Source organism: Achromobacter sp. E1, from assembly GCF_037039475.1.
Lineage (GTDB): Bacteria > Pseudomonadota > Gammaproteobacteria > Burkholderiales > Burkholderiaceae_B > Achromobacter > Achromobacter mucicolens.
The window spans coordinates 5,045,324-5,070,866 of the sequence record NZ_CP146253.1; the positions used below are offsets into that span (position 1 = coordinate 5,045,324).

Consider the following 25,543-nt stretch of genomic DNA (forward strand, 5'->3'; position numbering starts at 1 on the left):
TGGCCGCGTTCAGGCCGGCCAGTTGGTCACGGGTGTGTCCGGGTGGACCTTCATGATGCGGCAAGGCACTTGCACGAAGTTCGAAATCCAGGCCGCGGCCAGCTCGCCTTCGTCGACGACGTCGATGGTCTGCTCGCCCACCAGCATGCTGTAGCGCACGCTGTCGTCGTCTTCGATCACGTCCAGCGGAATATCCATGCGCAGCATGCCCGGCGCCTTCAGCACCAGGTAGCCCAGGCGCAGTTCCACCGACACGTCGGCCAGCCTGGGGCACAGCTCGCGGTTCAGCCACTGCCCGGAATCATTGGCGACCAGCCACTGGCGATGGTAGGCGGCGGCCTGCGCCTGTGTCGTCACGCCGCATTCGGCGATGGGCTGGAATTGGTCGTCGCTCATTTGCCCAACAGTCCCTTCAAGGCCTTGTCCACGGCGGCGCCGCTCTTGCCCTTGCCGGAGACCGCTTCCTTGAGCTTGTTCTCCAGGCTGCGCTTCAGGATGCCGCCGATGGCGTCCTTCCAGAGCAGCGTGTACGAGGGGTTGTCGAACGGACCCTTGAAATGGACGGGAATAGTCACGTCCTTCAGGTCGATCAGTTCCTTGCCGTCGGGATTGGCCGCCGGGTTGATGACACGTGCGCGCGCCACCAGATCCAGCTCGCTCTTGACGAAGTCGATGGTGGCCGGATCGCCCTGCGTGACGCGCAGCAGCGGCGACACGAAGCTCAGGCGCTTGACCGTCGCTACGCCCTTGGCAATGGCCAGGTCCGCATCCATTTCGGAGAACTGCGTTTGCTTGCTGGTGTCGGCAGCCACGGTCTCGTTCTGCGCGTCCGGCGAGAACCGGGCCTTCAGGTCGCGCAGCGTCTGCGTCAGGTCGACGCCCTTGACCGCGCCATCGCGCAGGCGCACTTGCAACGCGCCCGCCAGTCCGCTCTTCATGGCATAAACGTTGGCGCCCCCGGTCTTCAGGTCCAGCATCAGATTGCCCGTGCCGCTCAGCACGTTCCGTTTGGCCAGGTCCATCAGCAGCGGCTCGATGGCGATATCGGCCAGCGTCATCTTGGTCGCGATCTGGTTGCCCTGCGCCGCGTCCACCGACAGGGCACCGGCCAGCTTGCCGCCGTAAAGTCCTGCCGCGAGGTTGGAGATGTCGAGCTTGCCCTTGTCCAGTTTGACCGCCGCCGACACTTCGTCGGCCTTCAGGCCGCGCACGACCAGCTTGCCCACTTTCAGCGTGCCGTTCACGCTGGGACCCACCAGCGCGGACAGGTTGATCGTGTCGTCGGGGGGCGCGGCCGGTGCGGGCGCCGGCGCGGGCTTGCTGTCGTCTTTCTTGCCGTCCGCAGGCGGCTTGGGCGGCGCGGCCACTACCGGCGGCACCAGCTTGTCCAGGTCCAGCGTGTCCACGGCCAGCGCAAACTTCATCTGCGGCGTGTCAGACAGTTTGGTGATGTCGGCGCTCAGGTCGAACTTGCCGCCTTCCAGGACCGCGTTGATCTTGCTGGTGGCCTGGTCCTTGAGCAGGTCCACCGTCAGGCTGCCGATCACAGGGATCTGGAGGCTGCCCTTGGGCAGGCCCGGATCGGTGATGTTCACGTCGCCACGCAGCGCCGACATGGCGCCGCTGCGCATCAAGAGATTCAGGCTGAGCGGCGACGCAAAATTCAGCTTCACCACGCGTTCGCCCTTCTTGGACGTGCTGTCCAGCTTGGCTTCCTTGATGTCCAGTTCGCCGGCGTTGCCGCTGATGCCGTTCAGGCCGAAGCTGGCGTCCAGGCCGCTGATGCGCACGCGGCCGGTCAGGGCCTCGCCGGTGGCGGAGGCGGGCGAAATATTGAGCGCCGGCGCATCGACCGCCAGTTCAAACGGACCATCGGCCACGCCGCCCTTGGCGCGCACGGCCAGTTTTTCGATCTGGAGCTGGCTCTTGTGCGGATCGATCGCCAGTTTGGGAATTGCCACGCTGGCTTCCACATTGGTCGCCTTGGCCGAAGGTTCGGTCACGTCGCCCTGGAACAGGAGTTCCAGCCCAGCCACGTCCAGTGCGGACTTCTGCCCATTGAAGGCCAGGTTGCCGCGCATCACGAGGCTCTTGGCCTCCGCGCCGGGCAACTTGCCGTCCATGCGCAAATCAAGCTTTTGCGCGGCATAGCGCTTGGCCGAGGGGTCCAGCGTCAGCAACGCCTGGCCGGTCAGGTTGGCGTCGACGCGCGGATAGCCGCCTTCGACTCGGGCCGACATCCGCACATCGAAAGGCTGGTTGAACGTGACGCGGCCGGTATTGGCGTTGATACGGGTCACCGCGACCGCCATGCCAGTGATCGCGTCCTGCATCTGCACTTCGCCGTCCTTCAAGTCCAGGCCAGCGATGTCGATCTGCATGTTGTTGCGCGACGACGGCACGGGACCGCCGGTGATCGCCTGCGCGGCGGTCTGGGCCGCGCCCACCAGGGCCTCGGCCGGATTGCCGGGGGCATCGGTGACCGGCGGCGTACCGCCCACCAGATTGCTGAAATTGAACTGGCCCTGCTTGTCGCGCACCACGCGCGCCTTCAGGCCGCTGATCGCAACGTGGTCCACGACGAAGCTGTTGGACAGTAGCGGCCACACGGCCACGGCCAGCCGCGTGCTCTCGATGGAGGCAAAGGTGTCCGTGCTATTGGGTTCGGACAGCGACACGCCCTGCACGTACAGGCCGATCCGAGGAAAGAGCGAAAGCTCGATCTCGCCGTCGATCGTCAACGTGCGCTGATAGCGTTCCTGGACAAGCTCTTCCAGCTTGTACTTGTACGCGTTGGGGTCGAATGTCAGCAAGAAGATGGCCAGGCCGACGACGGCCACGACAACCAACACTACCAGGCCTATCAAAATGCGCTTGAACCACGTTTTCATTGCTGCCCCGTCGGTACCTCGACTGGAAATCCTTGATGCCGACCACCGCGCCAAGCGCGGGGGAAGGTGCGTTGCCAGCGCAAGTCCGCCGGCCTATTGAACTGTCTGCATTCCAGGGCTTGCCACGAAGGGCTTGCCTTTCAGGACGTGTCCTCGCGCCTGCCGAGCCTGCGGCATGGGCGCCAAAGGAAGGTGCTACCGAGGAAGGCCTGCTGAAGACGCCGGTAACCCAGCGTGCAGATAACCGCTATCGTAACAAATCAGGCCGGTCAGCGGGATCGGCCAAGCTGACGGCTTCCTGTCGGGCGGATTGTAGGACTAGAATGATTGATCGATCAATTATTGATGCGTCCAACAATGACCGCCCCCGCCCCCACTTCTCCACACTCGCCCGGCCAGATCCTGCCCTTCCGGCAAACCCTGCTGGCCATGCTGGGCATGTGCTTCGTGATGATGCTGGTCGCCATCGACCAGACCGTGGTGGGCACCGCGCTGCCCACCATTGTGGCGGAGCTGCGGGGCTTCGAACTCTACGCATGGGTCGCGACGTCGTACCTCCTCACCTCCGTCATCACCGTGCCCATCTTCGGCAGGCTGGGCGACTACTACGGACGCAAACCCTTCGTCGTGGCCGCCATCGTGCTGTTCACGCTGGCCTCGGTTCTGTGCGGCGCGGCTGACACGATGCTCGAACTGGTGCTGGCGCGGGCACTGCAAGGCATCGGCGGCGGCATGCTGGTCGGCACGGCCTTCGCCTGTATCCCGGATCTCTTCCCCGATCCCCACGTGCGCCTGCGCTGGCAGGTAATGCTCAGCGCCGCCTTCGGCATCGCCAACGCCGTCGGCCCCACGCTAGGCGGCGCCCTGACGGAACATTACGGCTGGCGCTCCGTCTTCTACGTCAACCTGCCCATCGGCATCCTGGGCCTGTGGTTCGTCGCCCGCTATCTGCCGCACCTGCGCAACCAAAGCCCCGGCAAGGTCCGGCTGGATTGGCAGGGCGCGCTGCTGATTGCCGTGGCGCTGGGCGCCCTGCAACTGCTCGTCGAGCTCCTGCCCAAGGACGGCTTCACGCCCTCACTCATGCTGCTGGGCGCCGGCAGCATCGCCGCCTTCGCCGCCCTGATCTGGTGGGAGCGCCGCTGCCCGCATCCGCTTCTGCCCCTGGACATGTTCCGCAACCGCGGCCTGGCCACGCTCTTCACCCTGGCCTTGCTGGTCGGCGTGACCATGTATTCCCTGCTGTTCTACGCCCCCCTGCTCCTACAGGGCGGCTTCGGACTGTCGCCCCAGCAGGCGGGCCTGCTCATCACGCCCATGGTGGTCTTTATCACCGTCGGCAGCATCGTCAATGGCCGCATCATCACCCGCATCCGCAACCCCAACCGCATGCTGTACGCCGGCTTCATCCTCATGGCGTTCTCGTGCCTGGGCATCGTCACCACCCACAACTACACCTCGCACCTCTTGATCGCCGGCTACATGCTGATGGCCGGCCTGGGCATGGGCTTCATCATGCCCAACCTCACCGTCTTCGCCCAACAGACCGCCGGCCGCAGCCACCTGGGCATCGCCACGGCGCTGCTGCAATCCCTGCGCATGATCGGCGGCATGCTGGGCACCGCGGTTGTCGGCACGATGGTCAGCCACAGCTACTTCAACGGCGTGGAATCCACGCTGCGCGGCGCGTCCGCCCAATGGCTTCCCAAACTCAACGACCCGCAGATGCTGGTCAACCCCGCGGCCCAAACCGAGTTCCTGGCACAATTGGCTCATCAAGGCCAGGACGGAACGTCGCTCATCGAAATCGCGCGCATCGCGCTGGTGGGCGCCATCCACGAAGGGCAGCTCATCGCCCTCGCCGTCGCCGTCTTCGCAATCTGGTGCGTGCGGCGCGTGCCCCTGGTGCAACTGGTCCGGCCATCCAAACCGGAGCCCGCCGGCGTCGGAGAGTAGCTTTTGCCCAAACAACAACAAGGCCTGCAAGTCATCCAGCACATGGGCCAAACCTACCGCGTGATGCAAAGCGCCTTCAGCAGCAAGGTCGGCCACGCTTTGCCGCGGTGGCGGATATTGCTGGCGCTGCATGAGAACGGACAGTGCTCGCAGAAACATCTGGCGGAACGTTGCCGGCTGGATCCGGCGTCATTGACGCGGCAATTGCAGGCGATGCAGAAGCTGGGATGGATTTCGCGGGCGGTGGATGCGGACGACAACCGGCTGACGAATGCGACGCTGACGGCTGAAGGGCAGGCGGTGGTGAATGAAGCGCTGCCGAAACGGGCGCAGTTTTTTGAGGAGTCGCTGAAGGGGTTGTCCGCGGCGGATGTGGATACGCTGAATCGGGTGTTGAGCGTGTTGGAGGAGAATTTTGTAAGGGCGGCGGGGGATCGGGGCGGTTAAGACCCGCGAGTCGCCCCTCACCCACGGCGCTTTCCCACGCGCGACGAATTCACAGGGGCGCGCCCCGGCCGCAACTTCCAGCGGTGCGCATTGGCCAGCAACTGTGCCTGAACGTTCGGCAGATAGTCAGCGACGGTAGTGAAAGCGGGCGCCGGCTTTCCCGGCTGGCCTGCCTCACGAATAACGCGGGGCCAACGGGGCCGCCAGCACAGAAGCAAAGAAGCCCAATGCGCTAAGCCAACAATGACGAAGGCTGGAGAAATCAGCACGCAACCCAACCACGTCAACGGGCCGCTATTGCGCAGAAACGGACCTAGCGCTTCGAACTGCGCCGTGAAGGCTGGCCAGGGCAAAGGCAGCTGCGAGCTGATGCGCGGCTTCTCGACAGCTTGCAGACCGCCTTCGTCCATGTACCGGCGGATGAATTCCCATTCGGACTGTAGGTCAGATAGACGGCTGCTTTGCCTTCCGATGAACACGATGGTCGGAAAGGGCAAATCCGTGCTATCTCCGGGGTACCAACCCATCACCAGCCTCAATCCAGGTATTTCCTCTGTATACACACCCTCCCAAGGCAAAACCAGAATCCCCCCGCAGCTCGTCGGCCGATGAAGAAAGACTTGACGGGTGATCCGGTTGAAGCGAATCAGGAGGTGCCGTGATGTGAGCATTTCAAGGCGCGTGAAGCGAAATGCATACTTGAAGTACAGCCATAGCGCCCCCCCCGTAAGGCCAGTCCCCACGAGGAACATAAACAGATCTCCAATCGAAAGCGCTCGATCGTATACAGCTCCCGAGCCCGATACGACCGCCCAAACAATTCTTCCATCAAAATCTAGCCAGGAGCCGATACCAAGATACATGAACACAATTGTCAGGAGCGAAATGAATCCCCTTTTATCCTCCATGCCGCCGCAGCGCATCTCGAGGTACGTATCGTTGCACGCGTAGACTGGCCCCCTTGATCTGGCATTGTCGAACCGCTTGGCAGCTTGGCGGGCACGGTCTTCTATAACACTGTCTTCGTAGGCCGGCTGAACAATCAGAACTGACGCTGTGTTGCCGTCACCAAGATTCTTCGTGAGCCAGGCATCGGACTTAAGACATCCGAACCAGACTATCCATTCAGCGACGTACATCACCGCTCCGCTCGTGCCGTCGTTTCTCGGGCGCACGGCCCGGCCGCAAATCCCAGCGGTGAGCATTGGCCAGTAACTGTGCCTGAACGTCCGGCGGATAGTCGGCGACGGTTGTGAGCGCGGGCACCGGCTTTCCCGGCTGACCCGCCTCACAAATGATGCGCGGCCAACGCGGCCGCCAGCACAGCAGCAAAGAGGCCCAATGCGATAGGCCGACAATGACGAAGGCCGGTGAAATTAGCAGACAACCGAACCACGTCAGCGGACCACTATTGCGCAAGAACGGGCCTAACGCCTCGAATTGAGCGGTGAAGGCTGGCCCGGGCAAAGGAAGCTGCGAACTGAGGCGGGGCTTTTCTACCGCTTGCAATCCGCCTTCGTCCATGTAGCGGCGGATGAACTCCAGTTCGGCCTGCAAATCCGAGCGTCTACTGCTCTGCCTGCCGACAAATACAGAGGTCGGAAACGGCAACTCGGTACGTTTTCCCGGAGCCCACGCCAATACCAGCCTCAACCCCGCAATCTCTTCCGACTGCATACCGTCCCAGGGCAAAACAAGAATGCCGCCACAGCTCGCCGGTCTATGAAGATAGACCTGTCGAGTGATCCGATTGAAGCGGATGAGCAAATGGCGTGACGTAAGCAACTCCAGGCGGCTGAACCGGAAGGCGTATTTGAAATACAACCAAAGTCCGCCACCTAACGTGGCGGTCAACAGCACAAAGATGAAAAGGTCTCCGATATACAAATCCCTGTTGAATACCATCCCCGATCCGGAGACGACTGCCCACAGAATTCGCCCTGGTATGTCTACTAATGGACCGATGAGAAAGTACAGGAGCACGATCGTGATCAGTGAAATCGCTCCCCTCTTTTCCTCCATACCGCCGCAGCGCATTTCAAGGTATGTGTCATTGCACGCATAGATTGGCCCCCTGGTTCTGGCGTGATCGAATCTCTTGGCGGCTTGGCGTACAAGTTCTTCCTTGCGAGTATCTTCGTACGTAGGATCTCCAACCGGAGTGCCGGGAATCCCGAAGCCTTCGAGGTTTTTTCTGATCCAACAATCGGGCTTGATGCACACGAACCACATTGCCCATTCCGCGAAGTACATTCAGAGGACCTCCCGAACCGCGCCATAGAGCGCCCCAAGCTCTTTTTCCATGCTCTCAAACAGTTTTTCGTTCGCGAATTTAGGGCCGCGATAAAGCGTACGCTTGCTCCACTTCTCCAAAGCATCATCCTCGAAAATCGCGATCACCATCGTGACGGCGCCAAGGACTAGCGTTCCTCGGAAAAGAACTCGCTTCAAAAACAATGTCACGGACCTTCGGCTCAAAATTGCCGACAGCTCAGCCGAAGCGCGATAGATAAGAGAAGCGGAGCTACTGACTGCTCGTTCCGCCAGTATCTTGAACATCGGCCCGGCTGTCGCGATGGCCAAGCCCGCCTGACTCAGGGTTAGGGCGATAGCGACCGAAAAGCGGATCCCGTACGCACCGGCAAGGACGACTTGCCTTTCTGCGGTGGCAGTCATCAACTCCTCCCATTCAAACGTCAAGAGCACGACGCTCCCCGCCGTCGCCAAGGCCCCACCCCACAGCCGCAACCTCCCCAAGAACACCGTGGCCCCGACCCCGGTCGTGCTTCCGGCGTTGAAGTGCCTCAACACCAGCTCCGTCCCGCAGGCCAGCATTTCGATCCCCGCCGCGCCGGCGGTCAGCACGGCGGCCGCCAGCTCGGCTCTCTGCCTGTCGTCCTGAGGCAGGCTGTGCATTCTTAATCCGAGCAGTCCGGCCTCAAGCAAGAGCAGCCACCCGCTGGCCCTTACCTTGTAGAACTCGCTGGAGCGCGCATCCACCAGTTCCGTCGCGAAGGCGAATTGGACGTTCTGCTTGATCTGGCCTCGCATGACCGTCCGGTCCGCGCTGTGGCCGATGGCCTGCAGGTCCTCTAGCCTGAGGTTGACGGCGCGCTCGCCGATGCTGGCGGCGAGCCAGCTGCGGGTGGCCCTGTGGACGAACCATTCGTTGCCTCGCGAGGCGTGGCGCAAGGTCTGGCGGCCCAGGCTGGCGTACCAGGCCAGGACTCCGCCTGACAGTCCCGCATTGCTCGATTTGTCCATCGCTTCGTACACGCTATTGGCCTTGTCAAAGAGCTGCCCTAGCGTCTTTGCCATTTCGAGGCCCGTGCGCGTGTACTGATAAATGGTTTCGCCGGCAGCGAGCGCCGGCTCGGATTTCGCGGATTCGCGGATGCGGTCCATTTCCGCCAGGATGGCATCCTGATTCAGTCCAAAGCTTCGCAGCGCGAGGTTCTTGCGGTCTTGCACCCCACCCTGCCACCACTCTTTGATGACGTTGGCACTGCTTTCGCATCCTTCCGCACCGAAGACGCACAGTCCTGTCTGACCCGCAAACCGCCAGCCGCTGGCAAGGTCGGCATCGTCATAGACTTCCAACCCATCCAGTAATTGCTCGCTCTGCAACCAGACTTCGTATGGCAGTGCCCGACGCGCCGCTTCCTGTTCCGCAATTCGACACTGGGTCTCGAAACCCGCGAGCGCCTGTTTCATGGCGTAGATCTGCAACGCCGCTTTCGGGTCCGGCGGAGTTACGTACTTGCTTTCGAAGCGGGCGCGGTATTCGCCGCTGTCCAGTTTGGCTTGCACCCGCGCCCTTATCGTGGCTTCGTAGTTGCGCACGTGTTCCTGGGCTGCCGCTTCCCAGCGCTTCTGCTGCGCCTCGTCGAGGATCCAGTTGCGCCCCCGCGCCATCTCGGGATTGAACACCTTGTCCCGTTCGATCTCGATGTAATGCTGCGCCTCCAAGGCAGCGGACCTCTCTTCAAACTGATTCCGAACATCCCCGAACGCCTGCGCGACCAGAATCTTGCGTTCGTTGCTGATGCCGTTGTTGGCCCCACCCCTGTTCAAGTAGTCCTTCAGCGTCTCGACGGCCTCGTTTCGCCAGGCGTTGAGTTGCTGAGTAATGCCGATGGGGTCGCGCAGCACGATAGCGGCGCCGCGGGCTCGGGTGACCGTCGGCCTCAAATCCGACGCGACCAATTGCGGGGCGTGGTGATAATCCGGGTCGGAATAGAGCTGATTGGCAAGTGTGGGCGCCAGGCGGGTATGGGCCGCGGCGATGCTCTCGGCAATGCCATTGTTCGTGGAAGACATGTCGAGCACGTCGGGAGCAAACGAGCAGCTGCTGGCGATTTCCTTGATGTTGAATGCCTGCAGCTTGTCGCGCAACGAATCGGTATCGCGCAACTTGTCGAGCATGCGCTCGGTAAGCACGTCCGGAGTGAACAGCAGGCGCGCTTCCTGGATGTCTTCCGGGGCCTTGAACAGGATGGTCCAGCCGCCATATCCGAGCAGGCGGCGCGGTTCGGGCGCGTACTGCGAATCTGGCGAGTAAGGCCAGAATGGGGAGAACACCCCTGTCCCTGTCGCTCGCCACGCGCTTTCGCAATTCCATTTTCCGAAGCGCTTGATGAACGCGTACAGGTAACCCTGGCGCATGGCGCGCACGGCGTAGCGGACGCCTTTGGCTTGCAATGCGGGCAACCCCAGGCCGAGATTGCGAGGCAGCTCCGGCGCCAGCGCGGCAAGCGCTTCCGGATCTTCGCTGGTCACCACGGCATAGCGCAGCGGAAGAATGGCAACTTCGGACTTGCAGTCGACGCACGGGCTGGGCGCTTCGTCCCGTCGAGTACTGCGCGCGACGTCGACTGCCTGCGATAGCAGCTCTTCCAATGACACCTGACTCATGACTGCACGTCCTTAACGCCTACCCGCGCCAGAGCGGCGAGCGATTCGTTCAACGTCTCGGCACCCGTCGCGGCGCGATCCAGAGCGTTCTGCCATCGACGGTCCAGCACGCGTTGACTCCAGGAACGATTCATACCGACGATCACGTAGGTCGTAAGATCTTCGTGGCGCGTCAGCCCTGACCGGCGTCCAGCGTTGAGTTGCGCCTCGACCTGAGCAAGCCTGACGCCGCCACAAGCGCTATCGAAAACGTGAGGCAATTGCGCTTCCAGGGTGTGCAGCAGGCGGTGAGGGAGGGGGTCGGATTCCAACACTTGCCACAGCGCGGTGCTCAGGTGCAGCGGTTGCGCAGGCGACGAGCCATCGCTTCGACCTCTGCCACGGATCCGGCGCCACAACGAGGACGCTTGCGTCGCGTCCTGGAACCACCAGGACAGGACCGGACCAAAAAACCGGGACACCCATTCGCGGTCGGCATGCGCATACAGAAGCGGCGTGATCGCCGGGTCGTAGTAGCGCAGCAAATATTGCTGATTCGACTCGCCGATGGCGTACGTTGCTCCGTTAAAGTGCAACGCAAGCTCCTGCGGCGGAACAACGCTGGAGATCCAGGAATTCACGTACGCGGCGCAGCGGGCTCCGACTTTCGCCAGCACGGTTTCATACTGCACTGGCCCAAATCCGTTTGCGCCAATAAGCATCGGGCCCAACGGCTTCAGAGCATCCAACTGCGGATCCATGAGTAATGGATGAGCATCACCCGCGATATGCTCGGCGATTTCTTGCCGCTGGTCTTCCGGCACCAATGCCATGTCTATCAATGCCATGAGGTGGCACGACCGTGAACCCTCGCCGTCATGGATCTCTTGGTTCAGCGCCCTGATCAAGTCGCGGGAGATCATGCGCCCATCCTCATCAATGCCTTGCGTTCCCGGGCGGCCTTCAACCAACAGCTGACGCAAATCGGCTCACCCTGTTCGGGCGCGCTAGCCAATGAGAGGAAGCCGCCACCACCCTTTGCTTGCTGGCTTATGGGAGCTTTGAGATGTATTGCCACGCCGCTGAGCGTGATGCCAGACCGGTTGATATGCAACGACCCGCCCGGCCCCTCCAGCACAATTTCATCCTCCACCTGAACCTTGTAGACCTTGGTCAGGTTCCGGATTTCCTGGCCCGCCTGCAGATGCGCATGCCCTTCGATGCGCTGCTCCAGGTGCCCTCCGATTTCCGTCCAGTGATTCGCGGCGGTCTTGTCGCGCCGGTGGTTGCCAACCTCTTCGATGCGGTCTTTGACGATAGAGATGGTGTGGTCACGTCCCACGGCAAGCGAGGCGTCCTGGCCGATGTCATGGCGCCGGTCACGCGCGATGGTGACCCGCTCGTCGTTGCCGACGGTCTCCGTGCGGTCGTGGCCGATGACGATGGCTTCATCGTTCTCGACCCGCTCCCTGCGGTCGTGTCCGACAAACGTGCTCTCGTCGTTGTTGACGTGGATATTCTGGTCCTTCTGCGCGTGGAGGTAGATCTCCTCTCGTCCCGCCTCATCCTCGAAGCGCATTTCATTGAAACCGTCTCCCTTGTGGGTCTGGCTCTTGATGGTCATGCGCGTTTTGTGCGCCGGAAGATCGTACGGCGGCAACTGGTGTGCGTTGTAGCTCCTTCCCGTGATGACCGGTTGATCCGGATCGCCATCGAAGTTGCTGACGATGACCTCCTGCCCGATGCGGGGGATGGCGATGTGGCCCCACAGGGCGCCGGCCACGTTCTGCGACACGCGTATCCAGCAGGAACTGTATTCGTCCAGCTTGCCTTCCCTGTCCCAGGGAAACTGCACTTTCACGCGTCCGTAGTTGTCGCAGTAGATCTCCTCGCCAGGCGGCCCCACCACTGTCGCTTGTTGAGGGCCATCGATGCGCGGCTTGGGCAGCGGTTCCGCGCGCCACTCGACATCGTCGGGTACCAGAGTGGCAGCGCAGTGGTAGTGAGTGCCTTGCTCGGCGTCTGCGCTGTCTTCAGCCTGGCTTGTGTACTGCTTGCCGTGGTGCGCCAGGCGGATCGGCCGCCAACCGCGATTCATGTCCTCGCGCGGGTGGCCCACGAGGTCGAAGGAAACGCCTGGCGTCAGTCGCGCATCATCGCCTTGGGCGACCGCCACGCAAGCCCCGCCCCGCAGGCCGCGCAGGCGGTCTCGGGTGAACTGCACCCCCGAGATGTTCTTGTAGCGTCCCGGGTAGTCGTAGCGTTCATAGTCGAGCGACTGGTGTGCCCCCTTTTCTACTGCTCGTTCGGTGTGTTGGTCGTAGCGCGGGTTCTTGAAGTCGTAATCACGCTGGGCATGACGCGCCGTGCGTACCTGTTCCGTGTACAGAAAACTGTGAAGCGCGGGCGTTGGGCGGTCTCCGCCGGGCATGGGGTTGTATTCGACGGGCGGACCGTCGGCTCTGCCGAATACCCATAGGCGGTCACAGTGGATCAGGCGGTGGCTATCAACGGTGTGCGTGAAACCGTAGAAAAATCCTTCTTCGCGCATGATGCGTTCGACAAAGGTGTAATCGCTGTCGCCTGCCTGGACGCAATACTCCCGCGGAAGATGGGATTCGGTGCTCCATTGCTCGTAAGCTTGCGTGATGCGGTGTTTGCCGAGGACGGCTTTGGCAATGTCGGGAACAGCAAGCGCCTGGAATATGCGCCAGTCTGAAGCGAGTTTCAGACGCGCCAGGCGAGGTTCCACTGTGGCGCGATAGCGCGTCCGCCTAAAGCCGGTGTCACCTTGCTGAAACGAGGACACCAGCCCATGGACAAGCCTGACGGCACGTCCGCCCGCCCAGATCGTGAACAAGGCGGGCTGGTCCAGTATTCCGCCAAAGTCGACTTCGGCACTCGCGCAGCTCAGGTCCACCTCGAGCAGAAAGGTCTCGGACAGCGCTTCAACTAGACGAAACTCGATGACATCGAACTCGTCGGCGCCAGCAGTAAACGTAAAACGCAGATCAGATTGGACGGGCACGGGGCGCTCCTGCGGCTACGGCTCGCACCAACCACTTGGGTGCAGACCGAGATGGGCTCTAAGTCCACGGCACAGGGGCCGGAAGTGGACATAACACATCGTCAGGATCGTGCCCGTCGCGTCGACAGGCGTATATAGGAAGCTTCTTATTTGCGGCCTGATCGTGCCGCGGAAAAAAAATGAGCCCACGAAGTGGACTCATTGATGGCGCAAGTTGGCACGCGTTGCATCGCGCGCCCAAGCATGCTTGGCTACCGCCGAAGCCTGCCCAGGTCTCGCGGGCAAATCACACGTTAAACAAGAAATTCATCACATCGCCATCCTGCACGATGTATTCCTTGCCTTCCGCGCGCATCTTCCCCGCTTCCTTGGCGCCCTGCTCGCCCTTGTACGTGATGTAGTCCTCGTACGAGATCGTTTGCGCGCGGATGAAGCCGCGTTCGAAGTCGGTGTGGATGACGCCGGCGGCCTGGGGAGCGGTGGCGCCGATGGGCACGGTCCAGGCGCGCACTTCCTTCACGCCGGCGGTGAAGTAGGTTTGCAGGCCCAGCAGCTTGAAGGCGGCGCGGATCAGGCGGTTCAGGCCCGGTTCTTCCATGCCCATGTCCTTCAGGAAGGCTTCGCGGTCGGCGTCGTCGAGGTCGACGATTTCGGATTCGATGGCGGCGCAGATCGCGACGACGGGCGCGTTGCGGGCGGCGGCGAATTCGGTCAGGCGGTCGAGCAGCGGGTTGTTGGTGAAGCCGTCGTCAGCGACGTTGCCCACGTACATCGCGCGCTTGGCGGTGATGAAGCAGAGCTGGGCGATGTCGGCCTTTTCTTCGGTCGTCAGGTCCAGTGAGCGGATGGGCTTGGCTTCGTTGAGCTGGGCGACGCACTTTTCCAGCACGGCCACGAGGCGTTGCGATTCCTTGTCGCCCGATCGTGCGGTCTTCTGGTGGCGTTGCAGCGCCTTTTCGGCGGTCTGCAGGTCGGCCAGGGCCAGCTCGGTTTCGATGACTTCGATGTCGGCGATCGGGTCGACCTTGCCGGCGACGTGGATCACGTTGGGATCTTCGAAGCAGCGCACGACGTTGACGATGGCGTCGGTTTCGCGGATGTGCGAGAGGAACTGGTTGCCCAGGCCTTCGCCCTTGCTCGCGCCGGCGACCAGGCCCGCGATGTCGACGAATTCGACGGTGGCGGACAGGATGCGTTCGGGCTTGACGATTTCGGCCAGCTTCTGCAGGCGCGGATCCGGCACTTCGACGACGCCGACGTTGGGCTCGATGGTGCAGAACGGATAGTTCTCGGCGGCGATGCCGGCGCGGGTCAGAGCGTTGAAGAGTGTCGATTTGCCAACGTTGGGCAGGCCGACGATGCCGCATTGCAGAGCCATGGGAATCCTGTGTAAGTACGGTATTGAGCGTTAACGGCGTAGTTTACCCCGGCGGGGTGAAACGACGCCTTCCTGGCGGACGTGATGCGGCCCCGAGGACGCCGCCGGCGAAACGCAGCCGACATGGCTACCGGGCATGCGCCCTTGCCTTCAGGCCGCGCGCCCCGGCCCGAAGCCTTAACCGGCCGCGGCCGGCGCGTAGCGCATGACCAGCCAGATCATCAGGATGGGGCCGGCGTTGAACACGGAATGCAGCAGGATCGCGGCTCCGATGCCGCGGCGCACGCGCATCCAGCCCAGCACGAGGCCGGTCAGCCATTGCGGCAGCACCAGCAGCGGCAGCAGCCAGTACGGCGTCTTGTTGTAGACAAAATTGGTCAGATGCACCGCGGCAAACGTCAGCGCGACCAGATGGAACACGACGCCGAAGTGCTGCAGGTAATACCTGCGCCAGTTGGTGTCCCAGCCTTTGAGCGGCTCAGGACGTGCGCGCAGCCCCCACACCCCCAGCAAAATGAACGCGGCCAGCAGTAGCCCCGTCCAGAGCTTGGGGCCCCACAGCACGACAGGCACCAGCGCGGGGATGAGCCACAAGGCCTGGCGCGGCCGGCGAAGTCCGTAGCGGAACAGCATTTCCTCGACCAGCGGCGCCCACAGCACCGCGGTCAGCCAGGGAATGTTGTGGGGATCGAGACGATGCGTCACGCCGCCCAGCCCGGCGGCCGCCACGGCGACCGGCCCCAGCGCAAAAAGGTTGATCGCCCAAAGCACCGCGGCCCAGGCCAGAAGGCGCCCCGGCCCGATGCCCGGCCACCAGTCGGCGGCAAGGCCGCTGCCGCAGGCGCGGCGCGGCAGCCGCGACACCGGATGCGGATGGCGGATGAATCGCCAGAAGTCGGCGATCTCGCTGCGAAAGCGCAGCTTCCGGGTGGTCGGGCCTGGTTTCATCAGGGCTCGTTGCCGCTATGCAGCTGGCGCGTGGCCAACGCGAAGTCGCCCGACAGCATGGCGGGCACGACGGCGCGGCAGCGGTCGATGACGGCTTCGATTTCCTTTTGTTCCTCGCGGCGCGGGGGGTGCAGCACGAAGTCGGCGACCTGTTGGGCCAGACCCAGCGTGCGCGGATGGCCGATGCCGATACGAAGGCGCCAGAAGTTGGGGCTGCCCAGCGCGGCCTGGATGTCCTTCAGGCCGTTGTGACCGGCGTGGCCGCCGCCCTGCTTGAGCTTGACCTGTCCGGGCATGAGGTCCAGTTCGTCGTGCAGCACCAGCACTTCTTCCGGCGTCAGCTTGTAAAAGCGCGCCAGCGCGCCGACCGCCTGGCCGGAACGGTTCATGTAAGTGTTGGGCTTGAGCAGCAGGATGTTGTCCGTGCCCTGGCGTGATTTGGCCACCATGCCGAAAAAAGACTTCTCGAGCGCAAAAGAAGTGCGCAGATCGTCCGCCAGATGGTCGGCCAGCCAGAAGCCGGCGTTGTGCCGGGTGGTTTCGTAGTCGGGACCTGGATTACCCAGTCCCACGATGAGGCGTATGGGAGTAGACATGATGGGGGTGTTTAAACCAAAAAACCCTGCGCATGCAAATGCACACGCAGGGTTTCGGGCGTAAGCCGCAGGAAAGCCGCAAGGGCTTTCCGGCAGGACTTAGGCGGCCGGAGCAGCTTCTTCGGCTTCGTCGGCAGCGGCAGCGCCACCCTTGGTGACCGCGGCGGCCAGCAGGGGGTTGTCTTCACCGCCGTGGGGGACGTAGGTCACGCCCATGGGCAGCTTGATGTCGGCCAGGTGGATCGAACCGCCGGCCAGCACGTCAGCCAGATTCACTTCGATGAACTGGGGCAGGGCCGACGGCAGGCAGGTGATTTCCAGTTCGGTCGTCACGTGGCTGATGATCGCACCGCTCAGCTTCACGGCCGGCGAGATTTCAGCGTTCACGAAGTGCAGCGGCACCTTGGTGCGCAGGGCTTGGTTGGCGTCGACGCGCTGGAAGTCCACGTGCAGGACTTGCGGCTTGTAGGCGTGCCATTGAACCGAACGCAGCAGAACTTGCTCATCCTTGGCGCCTTCGAGCTGCATTTGCAGGATCGATGCGTGGAATTCTTCCTTGCGCAGCGCGTGGTAGATCTCGTTGTGGTCGAGTTCGATGTTCAGGGGGGCAGCCGTACCACCATAAACAATGGCGGGAACGCGGCCCGCGCGGCGCAGGCGGCGGCTCGCACTCGAACCCTGGACGCTACGCGCAGTGGCAGTAAATTTCATGGATAACTCCGAAACAATAAAGGTGAAGAGACTTCACCGGTTGAAATCACGGCGCGCAAAGGGCGCGCCGTGCTTGTTTGCACCTTGCCGCGACCAGCAAGGCGCAAATAACTGGAAATTCGGGCTGTGATCCGATCGACGCGAACGCGTCAATCGACAAACAGCGAGCTGACCGATTCGGCGTTGGAAATACGCAGGATGGTCTCGCCCAGCAGCGCGGCGCACGACAGCTGGCGGATCTTGCTGCTGGCTTGGCCTTGCTCGGAGAGCGGAATGGTGTCGGTGACGACGAGTTCGTCGAGTTCCGACGCTTCGATGCGGTCGATGGCGCCGCCCGACAGCACGGGGTGCGTGCAATAGGCGTAAACGGCACCGGCGCCGCGGTCTTTCAGGGCCTGGGCCGCCTTGCACAGCGTGCCGGCGGTGTCGACCATGTCGTCCATGATGATGCAGGTGCGGCCGTCGACTTCACCGATGATGTTCATCACTTCCGACACGTTGGCGCGCGGACGGCGCTTGTCGATGATGGCCAGATCGGCTTCGAGCTGCTTGGCCAGCGCGCGGGCGCGAACCACGCCGCCGATGTCCGGAGACACCACGACCAGGTTCGAGAAATTGCGGCGCCAGATGTCGCCCAGCAGGATCGGACCGGCGTAGATGTTGTCCACGGGAATGTCGAAGAAACCCTGGATCTGGTCGGCGTGCAGGTCCATGGTCAGGACGCGGTCAACGCCAGCGACCTGCAGCATGTTGGCCACGACCTTGGCCGAGATGGCCACACGCGCCGAACGCGGACGGCGGTCCTGGCGGGCATAGCCGAAGTAAGGAATCGCGGCGGTGATGCGGCCGGCCGACGCGCGGCGCAGGGCATCGACCATCACCATGATTTCCATCAGGTTGTCGTTGGTGGGCGCACAGGTGGGCTGCAGGACGAAGACGTCCTTGCCGCGCACGTTCTCGTTGATCTCGACCATCACCTCGCCGTCCGAAAAACGACCGACGGTCATCTTTCCCAGGGACATATCGAGGTGGTTGACTACGTCCACGGCCAGCCGAGTGTTGGCGGTGCCCGTGAAAATCATGAAGCTATCGTTTGCCATGATGGATGATGCGATGGTCGTTTGAGACACTAACGAGTGATGCGGGGTGGTACCTGCGGGTGAGACCTAGTGCAGCACATTCAACTTGCACCAGCGAATCCGGAAAATAAAAAAGCTGCTGAACCCGGGCCAGTGTCTTACAGGCGTGTTCAACAGCTTTTTTATGTATTCGGTTGGCTGGGGAGGAAGGATTCGAACCTTCGCATGCCGGAATCAAAATCCGGTGCCTTAACCAGCTTGGCGACTCCCCAACTATCTTGCAATCCAATTCCGCAACGGATGTTCAGCTAACCCAGTACATGCCTGCACTAACCGAAACCGTGGATGCGTTTGGCTGAATGTTTTATCAGCGCCGCGCATTATAGCGGTTATTTCTTGTTCTGCCAAAACGGCCTGCGATGTTTCGGAAAATTCGGCGAATAAACATGCGCCTGATCCCGACATGCGAACAGGCAAACCCTGTTCAGCAAGCCACCGCGATGCCCCAAGCACTTCAGGATAAAGACGGTAGACCACCGGCTCCAAATCATTTCTTCCGTAAAGCGCGCATCCTTTGGCAAACTTACCGCCGGATTCGCTAGGCAAAAATGTTTGCGAAGCAAGAAAGTCCGCTATTGTGATGTAAGAAGAATCCCTTGTCAAATCGGGTGCGGAAAAAATGCCAACAGTCGGCACGCTGGCGTCCGGTTGCGCCACCAGATAGGCGCGTTCGGGCAGCGTCACGGCCGTGAGATCTTCGCCAATTCCCTGCGCGAATGCCGACTGGCCGAAGACGAAGACGGGCACGTCCGCGCCCAGCGGCAGCGCCAGCGCCATGAGTTCCTGACGCGACAGTCCCGTGTTCCACAATCTGTTCAGTGCGATCAGGACCGATGCGGCATCGCTGGAGCCGCCGCCCAGGCCGCCGCCTTGCGGGATGCGTTTTTCAAGGCTGATCTGCGCGCCCTGGCGCGTGCCTGTAGCCTTTTGCAGCGCGCGCGCGGCGCGCACGGTGAGGTCCTCATCTTCCGGGACGCCCGGCAGGTCGGTGGCGCGGCTGATGACACCATCGGCACGCACCTGGAAGTGCAGCGTGTCGCACAGATCGATGAAGCGGAACACCGTCTGCAGCAGGTGATAGCCGTCGGCGCGGCGGCCCACGACGTGCAGAAAGAGATTCAGCTTGGCGGGAGCGGGAACGTCGTAGAGAGTCACGAAAGACAACCGGTGCGAAAGGATTCCGCCATTCTAGCGAGACGGGCCGGCGCGCCAGGAAAACTGGCGGGCCGGCCCGTGCACCGAACGCGTGCGGACACGCGCTGATGGCGGAACTGCGAGGTGACGTTACGCGAGTTGTGGCGTCATGCTGGCGCCCAGCCTGGCTGCGGGCGCGTCGATGACCTGACCGTCGGGCAGCTTGAAGACCGACACGGCGCCGGCCAGCTGGCGAGCCTGCTCTTCAAGCGCACCGGCCGCGGCGGCCGCCTCTTCGACGAGCGCGGCGTTTTGCTGCGTCACGCTATCCATCTGCGACACGGCGCGGTTGACCTGGTCGATGCCGGTGGCCTGCTCTTCGGAAGCGGCCGAAATCTCGGCCATCAAGCTGGTCACGCGCTGCACGGACTCGACGATCTCGCGCATCGTGGCGCCTGCGTTTTCAACCTGCTCCGAACCCACCCCGACCTTCTGCGCGGAGTCCTCGATGAGCTGCTTGATTTCCTTGGCGGCCGCGGCGCTGCGTTGCGCCAGCGTGCGCACTTCGCTGGCGACGACGGCAAAGCCCTTGCCCTGCTCGCCCGCGCGTGCGGCTTCCACCGCCGCGTTCAGCGCCAGGATATTGGTCTGGAATGCGATGCCATCGATCACGCCCACGATGTCGGCGATGCGCGACGAGCTGCCCGAAATGGCGCGCATCGTTTCGACCACGCTGGAGACAGCTTGCCCGCCGCGCTGCGCGACTGCCTCGGACGCGGCGACCATGCGGTTGGCTTCACGCGCGGTGTCGGCGTTCTGCTTCACGGTGGTGGCCAGCTCTTCCATGCTGGCCGCGGTTTCCTCGAGGGAGGCGGCCTGCTCTTCGGTGCGGCTGGAAAGATCGGTGTTGCCCGAGGAGATCTCGCGCGCGCCGACGTTGATTTCGTCGACGCCGCGGCGCACGGCCGACACGGTGCGCACCAGGCTGTCCTGCATGCCCTTGAGCGCGCTGAGCAGCGCGCCGATTTCGTTCTTGCCGAAGTCGGCGACGCGGCGCGTCAGGTCGCCTTCGGCGATGCGGCGAAAGACCTCGCCGGCCTCGACCAGCGGACGCACGATCATGCGGCGGATCAGCACGTGGGCGCCCACGGCCACCAGCAGGCCCAGCGCCAGAATGCCGGCGAGCAGCCCGGTGAAGAGCGAGTTGAACATGGAGATTTCGTCCATGACCGCCTGGCCGGTGGCCTCGGCGCGCTGGATGAACGCATCGCGCTCACTCACCAGGCGCTCCTGCACCGACTGCGTGCCTTGCTTGAAGTAGGCCTCCATGTCGCCCGCTTCAAGGACGCGGCCCACGTTCTGCAGGTTGGTGCTGAGCTTGGTGTAGGCGTCGATGATGGCGGCCGATTCCGCTTTTTCCTCGGCGGTCAGGCCGCTGGAAAAGCCCTGGAAGGCGTGGTCGGCCGACACGATGCGCTGGCGCGCCGCGACGAGCGAGGTCTTGTCGTCGGTGTTGCCTTGCGCGACGCGGGTGGCGTAGCGGCTGAGGTCGGTACGCGCCGCGACCAGCGACAGCGAAGCGGCGTTCACCGCGTTGACCTGCTGCTGCGACAGGCGATAGAGCTGCGCGACATCCTGGTTGGTCTGGCGCAGGGCGGCAAAGCCCATTGCGCCGATCACCAGCTGGAAGGTGAAAAAGATCGCGATGATTCCCAATAGCACCGTCGCGATGCGGGTGTTCCTGAACATGGCCATTCTCCAAAAGGGTGGGCGGCAGACTCGCGTCGACCCCGATTGCTGCTGCGCGTAAGTACCTCGCGCTAAGGCAGGGAGAATTATTCAGTCAAGGCAATATATTTCAAGCGGTAACACGCCCCGTTTTGCGGCGCTTATTCGCTTGATTGGAAATCCGGCGGTGTGATAAGGGTTAACCCGTATTCGATGGCGCTGGAGGCGCCGTGCGGCCGTAAAGCCGCACGGGATCACGATTGATTGACGACCAGCCGGACGAGGATCCGGCGGCCCGGCTCCAGACGCTCCAGCACGAGAAGCTGGGGCCCTTTTTCGTCGTAGCGGGAGAGGTTGGCGCGCCAGCCGCCCTGCTCGAAGGCGATGGGCCGGCCCAATTCGTCGCGCTTGACGTCAGAGGCCTGCGGATCCGCCGCCAGCTTGCCGCGCAGCCAGTCGCGCAAGCCCGACACGGGCATGCTGCTGCCCAGGGCGTCCTCGGCGAGCGCATCGGGGTTGTCGGCGACCAGGCGGGTGCCGTCGGCCTTGGTGAGGCTGGCGGCGCCGGGGCGGCCTTCCACGCGGGCTTCGGTCGACCCCAGCGGGTTGGTCAGGTCCAGCACATAGCGGTGCCCATCATCGGACCACGAGAAGCCGCCCTGTACGGCATTCTGTTTGCCGCCTTCTTCGTTGACGGTGATGGCAAAGCGGCCAATGCGCGAAAACGCGTCATCGCTGGCCCCTTCGATGGGCTTGGGCAAGGACGTGCAGGCGGCAAGCGTGAAGGCAAGCAGCGCCAGCGCCACCCAGCGCAGGCCGGATGCCGCGCCACGAAATCCTGCAAAGACTGCCGTCACAGATTGACCCCCAGACGCTTCACGACGTCCTGGACCGTCTTGTTCTTGGGGTCCTTCTGCAAGGCGGCGCGCAGCAGGTCCGTGGCCTGATCGCGCTTGCCCTGCGCCCAGAGCACCTCGGCCAGATGGGCCGCGATGTCGGCTTCGGGACGCACACTGTAGGCGCGGCGCAGGTAGTCCGCCGCCGCAATGGTGTCGCCCATGCGGAACTTGACCCAGCCCATGCTATCGAGGATGAACGGATCGTTGGGCGAGAGCTCCAGCGCCTGCGTGATGAGATCGAGGGCTTCAGGCAGGCGCTGGTTGTGGTCGGCCAGCGTGTAGCCCAGCGCGTTGTACGCGTGGGCATGGTCTGGATCCAGGGCGATGACCTGGCGCAGCATGCGCTCCAGGTCGGCCAGACGGTTCTGGCGTTCGTACAGCATGGCCAGTTCGTATTTGATCTCGACCGTGTCCGGCAGCGCCTGGTCCGCGGCTTCCAGGGCAGCGACCGCCTGACCGATGCGGTCGGCATCGCGCAGGATCTGCGCCTTGGTCAGCGAGCCCAGAGCGCGTTCTTCTTCGTCCTGCGGGCCGGCCGAGTCGATCATGGCCAGCGCGTCGTCCACGCGGCCGCTCTTGGCGCGCAGCGCGGCCTGGCGCATGCGCACGGAATAGCGCAGCGTGGGGTCGTCGATACGGCCGAGTTCGGCGATGGCTTCGTCGTAGCGGCCCTGGTCTTCGGCGATGCGCGCGAGCAGCACGTGCGCATCGGCGGCAGCCGCCCCGGCGTCAGTGGCGCCGGGCACCGTGGCCCGCTGGCGCTGGTTCTGGACTTCCAGATACTGCTGCAGCAGGGTCTTGGCCTGCGCGAGTTGTCCGGACTTGTAGGCCAGTTGGGCCTGCATGAAGAGCAGGTCGAAATCCTCGGGCGAGCGGCGCGACATGGCCTGAAGCTCGGCCAGGGCGGCGTCGTAGTCGCCGCTGTCGGCCAGCTGGCCGGCCAGCATCAGGCGGACCTTGCGCGCGCCGGGATTGCGGTTGATGAAGGCGCGGGCCTCGGTCTGCGCGCGCTTGGGATCGACCTTGGAGCCGTACTCCAGCACGCGCTGGGCGGCGCCTTCGGATTTGGGGTCGGCGGCCAACGCGGCGCGCGATTCCTGAGCGGCGCGCTCGTAGTCGCCGGCGGCGGAAGCCACGTCGGCCAGCGCGAGGTGCGCGGCGGGCAGCTTGCGCACGCTGTCGCTCAGGGATTCGTCCAGGATGCGCAGTGCAAGGCGGCGGTCGTTCAGGCGGCTGAGCACGGCAAGCGCCTGGCCGATGGCGGCCGGCTTGTCGCGCGAGGAATCGATGCGTTTGCGCAGCGCTTGGGCCAGGCCCTTGGTCTGACCATTGGCGGCGGCCAGCGCCAGTTCGGTGGAGCTGGCTTCGATGTCGTTGGGAGCCAGACGGGCCCAGACGCGGGCGGCATCCAGCGCCCCGGGCAGATTGCCCCCGGCAAGCTGGAACTCGAGGCCGCGGCGGGCAAGGCGGGGATCGCCGGTGTCGCGGGCCAAACCGACCATGGTGGTGGCGGCGGTGCCGTACATGCCCCGCTGGGCGGCGATTTCGGAAGCCAGTACGCGGTAGAAGATATCGCCGGTCAGCGACACATAAGGCAGTTGACCTGGGCGCAGGCGGATGACTTCGGTTTCAGGCTGGCGGTTCTGGGGAGCGATCCGTGGACCCGTCGCGTCACGCGTCCGGCCGTCGGCGGCCTGGGCCGGCGGGGCCATGATTGCTGCCAGCGCAAGCCCCAACGCGGCGATCCCGATATTCATTTGTTTAAAAGACGACTTCACGCGGCCCGTCCGGTTGATGGCACAATCTTCGTACACGCAATTGATGATCTTACACTGGCTCATGCCGGAACTGCCTGAAGTCGAAACCACGCGCCGAGGAATCGACGCCATCATCACAGGCCAGACGCTATCGCGACTGGTCGTTCACGAACCCCGCATGCGTTGGCCCATCCCGCCGGAGCTGCCGTCCCTGATCGGCGGACGCACCGTGCTGGAATGCGCACGGCGCGGCAAGTACCTGCTCCTGCGCTTCGAACACGGCACCCAGATCGTGCATCTGGGCATGTCGGGCTCCCTGCGCAGCGTGGCGCCCGGCGAATTCCTGCGCAAGCACGACCATGTCGAATGGATCTTCGACGGCGCGGTCCTGCGCCTGCATGATCCGCGCCGATTCGGCGCCGTGCTGTGGCACGACGACGCCGACGGCCCCCTCGAAGCCCATCCGCTGCTGGCCAAGCTGGGCATCGAACCCTTCGACCCGCGCTTTGACGGCGCCTGGCTGCACCGGCACTTCAAGAACCACGGCGCCGCGGTCAAGCAGGTGCTGCTGGCCGGCATGGCGGTCGTGGGGGTGGGCAACATCTACGCGTCGGAAAGCCTCTTTCGCGCGCGCATCAACCCGAAGACCCCGGCCAACAAGCTGTCGCTGGCCCGTTGCGAGCGCCTGGCCGACATGGTGCGGGCCACGCTGGCCGACGCCCTCACCTCCGGCGGCAGCACCCTGCGCGACTACGTGGGCGCCAGCGGCGAACCGGGCGCCTACTTCGAGATCCACGCGGCCGTGTACGAGCGCGAAGGGCTGCCCTGCCGGGTCTGCGGCACGCCGATCCGCCGCTTTGTCCAGGGCCAGCGCGCCACCTACTACTGCCCAAAATGCCAACGCAACTGATGGGCGACGTGACGACGCGCCTGGCGACATCGCCGTTACAACTCGGGAATTCGTTTATAGCAAACGTATTGCACGAAAACTAACGCAGGACTATATTTCCTTCCACACACCCTATTCCTAGAAAAGTGGAAGGAGCCTCCATGAGCAAGCAATTCGCCTCGCACGCGGACATGGACGACAAGGTCGTCTCGTTCGAAAAGCTGTCCGACAACGCGTATGCCTACACGGCCGAAGGCGACCCCAACACGGGCGTGATCATCGGCGACGAGGCCGTCATGGTGATCGACACCCAAGCCACGCCGGTGATGGCCGAAGACGTGATCCGCCGCATCCGCGAAGTGACGGACAAGCCCATCAAGTACATCCTGCTGTCGCACTATCACGCCGTGCGCGTGTTCGGCGCCTCGGCCTACAACGCCCAGGAAATCCTGGCCAGCCGCGACACCTACGACCTGATCGCCGAACGCGGCGAGCAGGACAAGGCCAGCGAGATCGGCCGCTTTCCGCGCCTGTTCCGCAACGCCGAGTCGATTCCGCCGGGCCTGGTCTGGCCGACCATGACGTTCAAGGGCGAAATGACGGTCAACCTGGGCAACCTGGAAGTCAAGCTGCTGCAGGTCGGCCGCGGCCACACCAAGGGCGACACCATTGCCTGGCTGCCCGAACAGAAGATCCTGTTCGCCGGCGACCTGGTCGAATACCAGTCCACGCCCTACTGCGGCGACGCCTACTTCCGCGATTGGCCCACCACGCTGGACGCGCTGGCGGGCTTTGAAGCCGAAAAGATGGTGCCGGGCCGCGGCCCCGCCCTCAAGAACGCCACCGAAGTGCGCCAGGGCCTGGCCGGCACGCGCGCCTTCCTGACGGACCTGTACGGCGCCGTGAACCGCGGCGTGGCCGAAGGCAAGGACCTGAAGACGATCTACCGCGAGGTCTACGACTTCATGAAGCCGCGCTACAGCGACTGGGTGATCTTCGACCACTGCATGCCGTTCGACGTGTCCCGCGCCTACGACGAAGCCACGGGCTACACGCACCCGCGCATCTGGACCGACAAGCGCGACCTGGAAATGTGGGCGCAGCTGGAAGGCTGACCCCGCCACCCTGCCTCGACAAGCAAGAACCGGA

At 63.4% G+C, this 25,543-nt stretch carries 20 protein-coding genes and 1 tRNA gene; 4 read left to right on the forward strand and 17 right to left on the reverse strand.

The window, feature by feature from the left end; genetic code table 11:
• Nucleotides 1–9 precede the first annotated feature (9 nt).
• Together V6V88_RS23405 and V6V88_RS23410 are read right to left on the reverse strand one after the other, a co-directional pair.
• Complete coding sequence (locus V6V88_RS23405; protein ID WP_056325402.1) at nt 10–396, reverse strand: MOSC N-terminal beta barrel domain-containing protein; 387 nt, start codon at nt 394–396, stop codon at nt 10–12.
• Nucleotides 393–2,891 carry an AsmA family protein gene (locus V6V88_RS23410; protein WP_062839583.1) on the reverse strand — a complete coding sequence of 833 codons (2,499 nt, stop codon included), beginning with the start codon at nt 2,889–2,891 and terminating at the stop codon, nt 393–395. Before V6V88_RS23410 ends, V6V88_RS23405 begins: the two co-directional genes overlap by 4 nt.
• Nucleotides 2,892–3,248: 357 nt before the next feature.
• On the opposite strand from V6V88_RS23410, the gene V6V88_RS23415 reads away from it, so the two are divergent.
• Together V6V88_RS23415 and V6V88_RS23420 are read left to right on the forward strand one after the other, a co-directional pair.
• Nucleotides 3,249–4,847 carry an MDR family MFS transporter gene (locus V6V88_RS23415; protein WP_062839582.1) on the forward strand — a complete coding sequence of 533 codons (1,599 nt, stop codon included), beginning with the start codon at nt 3,249–3,251 and terminating at the stop codon, nt 4,845–4,847.
• 3 nt (nt 4,848–4,850) lie between these two features.
• Nucleotides 4,851–5,294, forward strand: coding sequence for a MarR family transcriptional regulator (locus V6V88_RS23420; RefSeq protein WP_056325394.1), 444 nt, complete (start codon nt 4,851–4,853; stop codon nt 5,292–5,294).
• A 17-nt stretch (nt 5,295–5,311) separates the two neighbouring features.
• Here V6V88_RS23420 and V6V88_RS23425 read toward each other — a convergent pair whose 3' ends face one another.
• The 15 genes from V6V88_RS23425 to V6V88_RS23495 form a co-directional block, all read right to left on the reverse strand.
• Nucleotides 5,312–6,433 (reverse strand): hypothetical protein, encoded by a 1,122-nt coding sequence (locus V6V88_RS23425; RefSeq protein ID WP_223572980.1) that lies wholly within the window; start codon nt 6,431–6,433, stop codon nt 5,312–5,314.
• Nucleotides 6,420–7,547, reverse strand: a complete 1,128-nt coding sequence (locus V6V88_RS23430; RefSeq protein WP_223572982.1) for a hypothetical protein — start codon at nt 7,545–7,547, stop codon at nt 6,420–6,422. The genes V6V88_RS23425 and V6V88_RS23430 overlap by 14 nt, the downstream gene beginning before the upstream one ends.
• Nucleotides 7,548–10,208, reverse strand: coding sequence for a T6SS effector BTH_I2691 family protein (locus V6V88_RS23435; RefSeq protein ID WP_338616585.1), 2,661 nt, complete (start codon nt 10,206–10,208; stop codon nt 7,548–7,550).
• A complete protein-coding gene (locus V6V88_RS23440; protein ID WP_062840016.1) occupies nt 10,205–11,110 on the reverse strand; it encodes a DUF4123 domain-containing protein in 906 nt (301 codons plus the stop codon). Before V6V88_RS23440 ends, V6V88_RS23435 begins: the two co-directional genes overlap by 4 nt.
• The gene (tssI, locus tag V6V88_RS23445) at nt 11,107–13,215 is read right to left on the reverse strand and encodes a type VI secretion system tip protein TssI/VgrG (protein WP_338616587.1); all 2,109 of its coding nucleotides are present in this window, start codon (nt 13,213–13,215) and stop codon (nt 11,107–11,109) included. The genes V6V88_RS23440 and tssI overlap by 4 nt, the downstream gene beginning before the upstream one ends.
• A gap of 286 nt (nt 13,216–13,501) precedes the next feature.
• On the reverse strand, nt 13,502–14,593 hold the full coding sequence (gene ychF / locus V6V88_RS23450; protein ID WP_128828955.1) for a redox-regulated ATPase YchF: 1,092 nt from the start codon (nt 14,591–14,593) through the stop codon (nt 13,502–13,504).
• Nucleotides 14,594–14,770: 177 nt separating this feature from the next.
• The gene (locus tag V6V88_RS23455; protein ID WP_338616589.1) at nt 14,771–15,541 is read right to left on the reverse strand and encodes a CPBP family glutamic-type intramembrane protease; all 771 of its coding nucleotides are present in this window, start codon (nt 15,539–15,541) and stop codon (nt 14,771–14,773) included.
• Nucleotides 15,541–16,137 carry an aminoacyl-tRNA hydrolase gene (gene pth, locus V6V88_RS23460; RefSeq protein WP_062840012.1) on the reverse strand — a complete coding sequence of 199 codons (597 nt, stop codon included), beginning with the start codon at nt 16,135–16,137 and terminating at the stop codon, nt 15,541–15,543. The genes V6V88_RS23455 and pth overlap by 1 nt, the downstream gene beginning before the upstream one ends.
• Before the next feature lie 99 nt (nt 16,138–16,236).
• Nucleotides 16,237–16,848, reverse strand: a complete 612-nt coding sequence (locus V6V88_RS23465) for a 50S ribosomal protein L25/general stress protein Ctc (RefSeq protein WP_056325375.1) — start codon at nt 16,846–16,848, stop codon at nt 16,237–16,239.
• Between the two features lie 149 nt (nt 16,849–16,997).
• Nucleotides 16,998–17,948 carry a ribose-phosphate pyrophosphokinase gene (locus tag V6V88_RS23470; protein ID WP_056325372.1) on the reverse strand — a complete coding sequence of 317 codons (951 nt, stop codon included), beginning with the start codon at nt 17,946–17,948 and terminating at the stop codon, nt 16,998–17,000.
• 174 nt (nt 17,949–18,122) lie between these two features.
• Nucleotides 18,123–18,199, reverse strand: a tRNA-Gln gene (locus V6V88_RS23475).
• A gap of 1 nt (nt 18,200) precedes the next feature.
• On the reverse strand, nt 18,201–19,142 hold the full coding sequence (gene ispE, locus V6V88_RS23480) for a 4-(cytidine 5'-diphospho)-2-C-methyl-D-erythritol kinase (protein ID WP_062840027.1): 942 nt from the start codon (nt 19,140–19,142) through the stop codon (nt 18,201–18,203).
• Nucleotides 19,143–19,271: 129 nt separating this feature from the next.
• On the reverse strand, nt 19,272–20,870 hold the full coding sequence (locus tag V6V88_RS23485) for a methyl-accepting chemotaxis protein (protein ID WP_223572997.1): 1,599 nt from the start codon (nt 20,868–20,870) through the stop codon (nt 19,272–19,274).
• Between the two features lie 233 nt (nt 20,871–21,103).
• Nucleotides 21,104–21,664 carry a lipoprotein insertase outer membrane protein LolB gene (lolB, locus tag V6V88_RS23490; protein ID WP_196589494.1) on the reverse strand — a complete coding sequence of 187 codons (561 nt, stop codon included), beginning with the start codon at nt 21,662–21,664 and terminating at the stop codon, nt 21,104–21,106.
• Nucleotides 21,665–21,702: 38 nt separating this feature from the next.
• Entirely contained in the window at nt 21,703–23,589 is a 1,887-nt protein-coding gene (locus tag V6V88_RS23495; protein ID WP_223572999.1) for a tetratricopeptide repeat protein, read from the reverse strand.
• Here V6V88_RS23495 and mutM point away from each other — a divergent pair.
• Nucleotides 23,588–24,415 carry a bifunctional DNA-formamidopyrimidine glycosylase/DNA-(apurinic or apyrimidinic site) lyase gene (gene mutM / locus V6V88_RS23500; protein ID WP_062840008.1) on the forward strand — a complete coding sequence of 276 codons (828 nt, stop codon included), beginning with the start codon at nt 23,588–23,590 and terminating at the stop codon, nt 24,413–24,415. The two genes, V6V88_RS23495 and mutM, sit on opposite strands and share 2 nt — an antisense overlap.
• Before the next feature lie 140 nt (nt 24,416–24,555).
• Nucleotides 24,556–25,509 carry an MBL fold metallo-hydrolase gene (locus V6V88_RS23505; RefSeq protein WP_056325358.1) on the forward strand — a complete coding sequence of 318 codons (954 nt, stop codon included), beginning with the start codon at nt 24,556–24,558 and terminating at the stop codon, nt 25,507–25,509.
• The last annotated feature ends 34 nt before the right edge of the window (nt 25,510–25,543 follow it).

Coding starts and splice junctions, on each gene's coding strand:
- pth (WP_062840012.1), bottom strand. CDS start 16,137: ATGTCTACTCCCATACGCCTCATCGTGGGACTGGGTAATCCAGGTCCC.
- V6V88_RS23440 (WP_062840016.1), bottom strand. CDS start 11,110: ATGATCTCCCGCGACTTGATCAGGGCGCTGAACCAAGAGATCCATGAC.
- V6V88_RS23465 (WP_056325375.1), bottom strand. CDS start 16,848: ATGAAATTTACTGCCACTGCGCGTAGCGTCCAGGGTTCGAGTGCGAGC.
- V6V88_RS23470 (WP_056325372.1), bottom strand. CDS start 17,948: ATGGCAAACGATAGCTTCATGATTTTCACGGGCACCGCCAACACTCGG.
- V6V88_RS23495 (WP_223572999.1), bottom strand. CDS start 23,589: ATGAGCCAGTGTAAGATCATCAATTGCGTGTACGAAGATTGTGCCATC.
- V6V88_RS23410 (WP_062839583.1), bottom strand. CDS start 2,891: ATGAAAACGTGGTTCAAGCGCATTTTGATAGGCCTGGTAGTGTTGGTT.
- V6V88_RS23485 (WP_223572997.1), bottom strand. CDS start 20,870: ATGTTCAGGAACACCCGCATCGCGACGGTGCTATTGGGAATCATCGCG.
- ychF (WP_128828955.1), bottom strand. CDS start 14,593: ATGGCTCTGCAATGCGGCATCGTCGGCCTGCCCAACGTTGGCAAATCG.
- V6V88_RS23415 (WP_062839582.1), top strand. CDS start 3,249: ATGACCGCCCCCGCCCCCACTTCTCCACACTCGCCCGGCCAGATCCTG.
- V6V88_RS23455 (WP_338616589.1), bottom strand. CDS start 15,541: ATGAAACCAGGCCCGACCACCCGGAAGCTGCGCTTTCGCAGCGAGATC.
- mutM (WP_062840008.1), top strand. CDS start 23,588: ATGCCGGAACTGCCTGAAGTCGAAACCACGCGCCGAGGAATCGACGCC.
- V6V88_RS23430 (WP_223572982.1), bottom strand. CDS start 7,547: ATGTACTTCGCGGAATGGGCAATGTGGTTCGTGTGCATCAAGCCCGAT.
- V6V88_RS23405 (WP_056325402.1), bottom strand. CDS start 396: ATGAGCGACGACCAATTCCAGCCCATCGCCGAATGCGGCGTGACGACA.
- V6V88_RS23435 (WP_338616585.1), bottom strand. CDS start 10,208: ATGAGTCAGGTGTCATTGGAAGAGCTGCTATCGCAGGCAGTCGACGTC.
- V6V88_RS23425 (WP_223572980.1), bottom strand. CDS start 6,433: ATGTACGTCGCTGAATGGATAGTCTGGTTCGGATGTCTTAAGTCCGAT.
- V6V88_RS23505 (WP_056325358.1), top strand. CDS start 24,556: ATGAGCAAGCAATTCGCCTCGCACGCGGACATGGACGACAAGGTCGTC.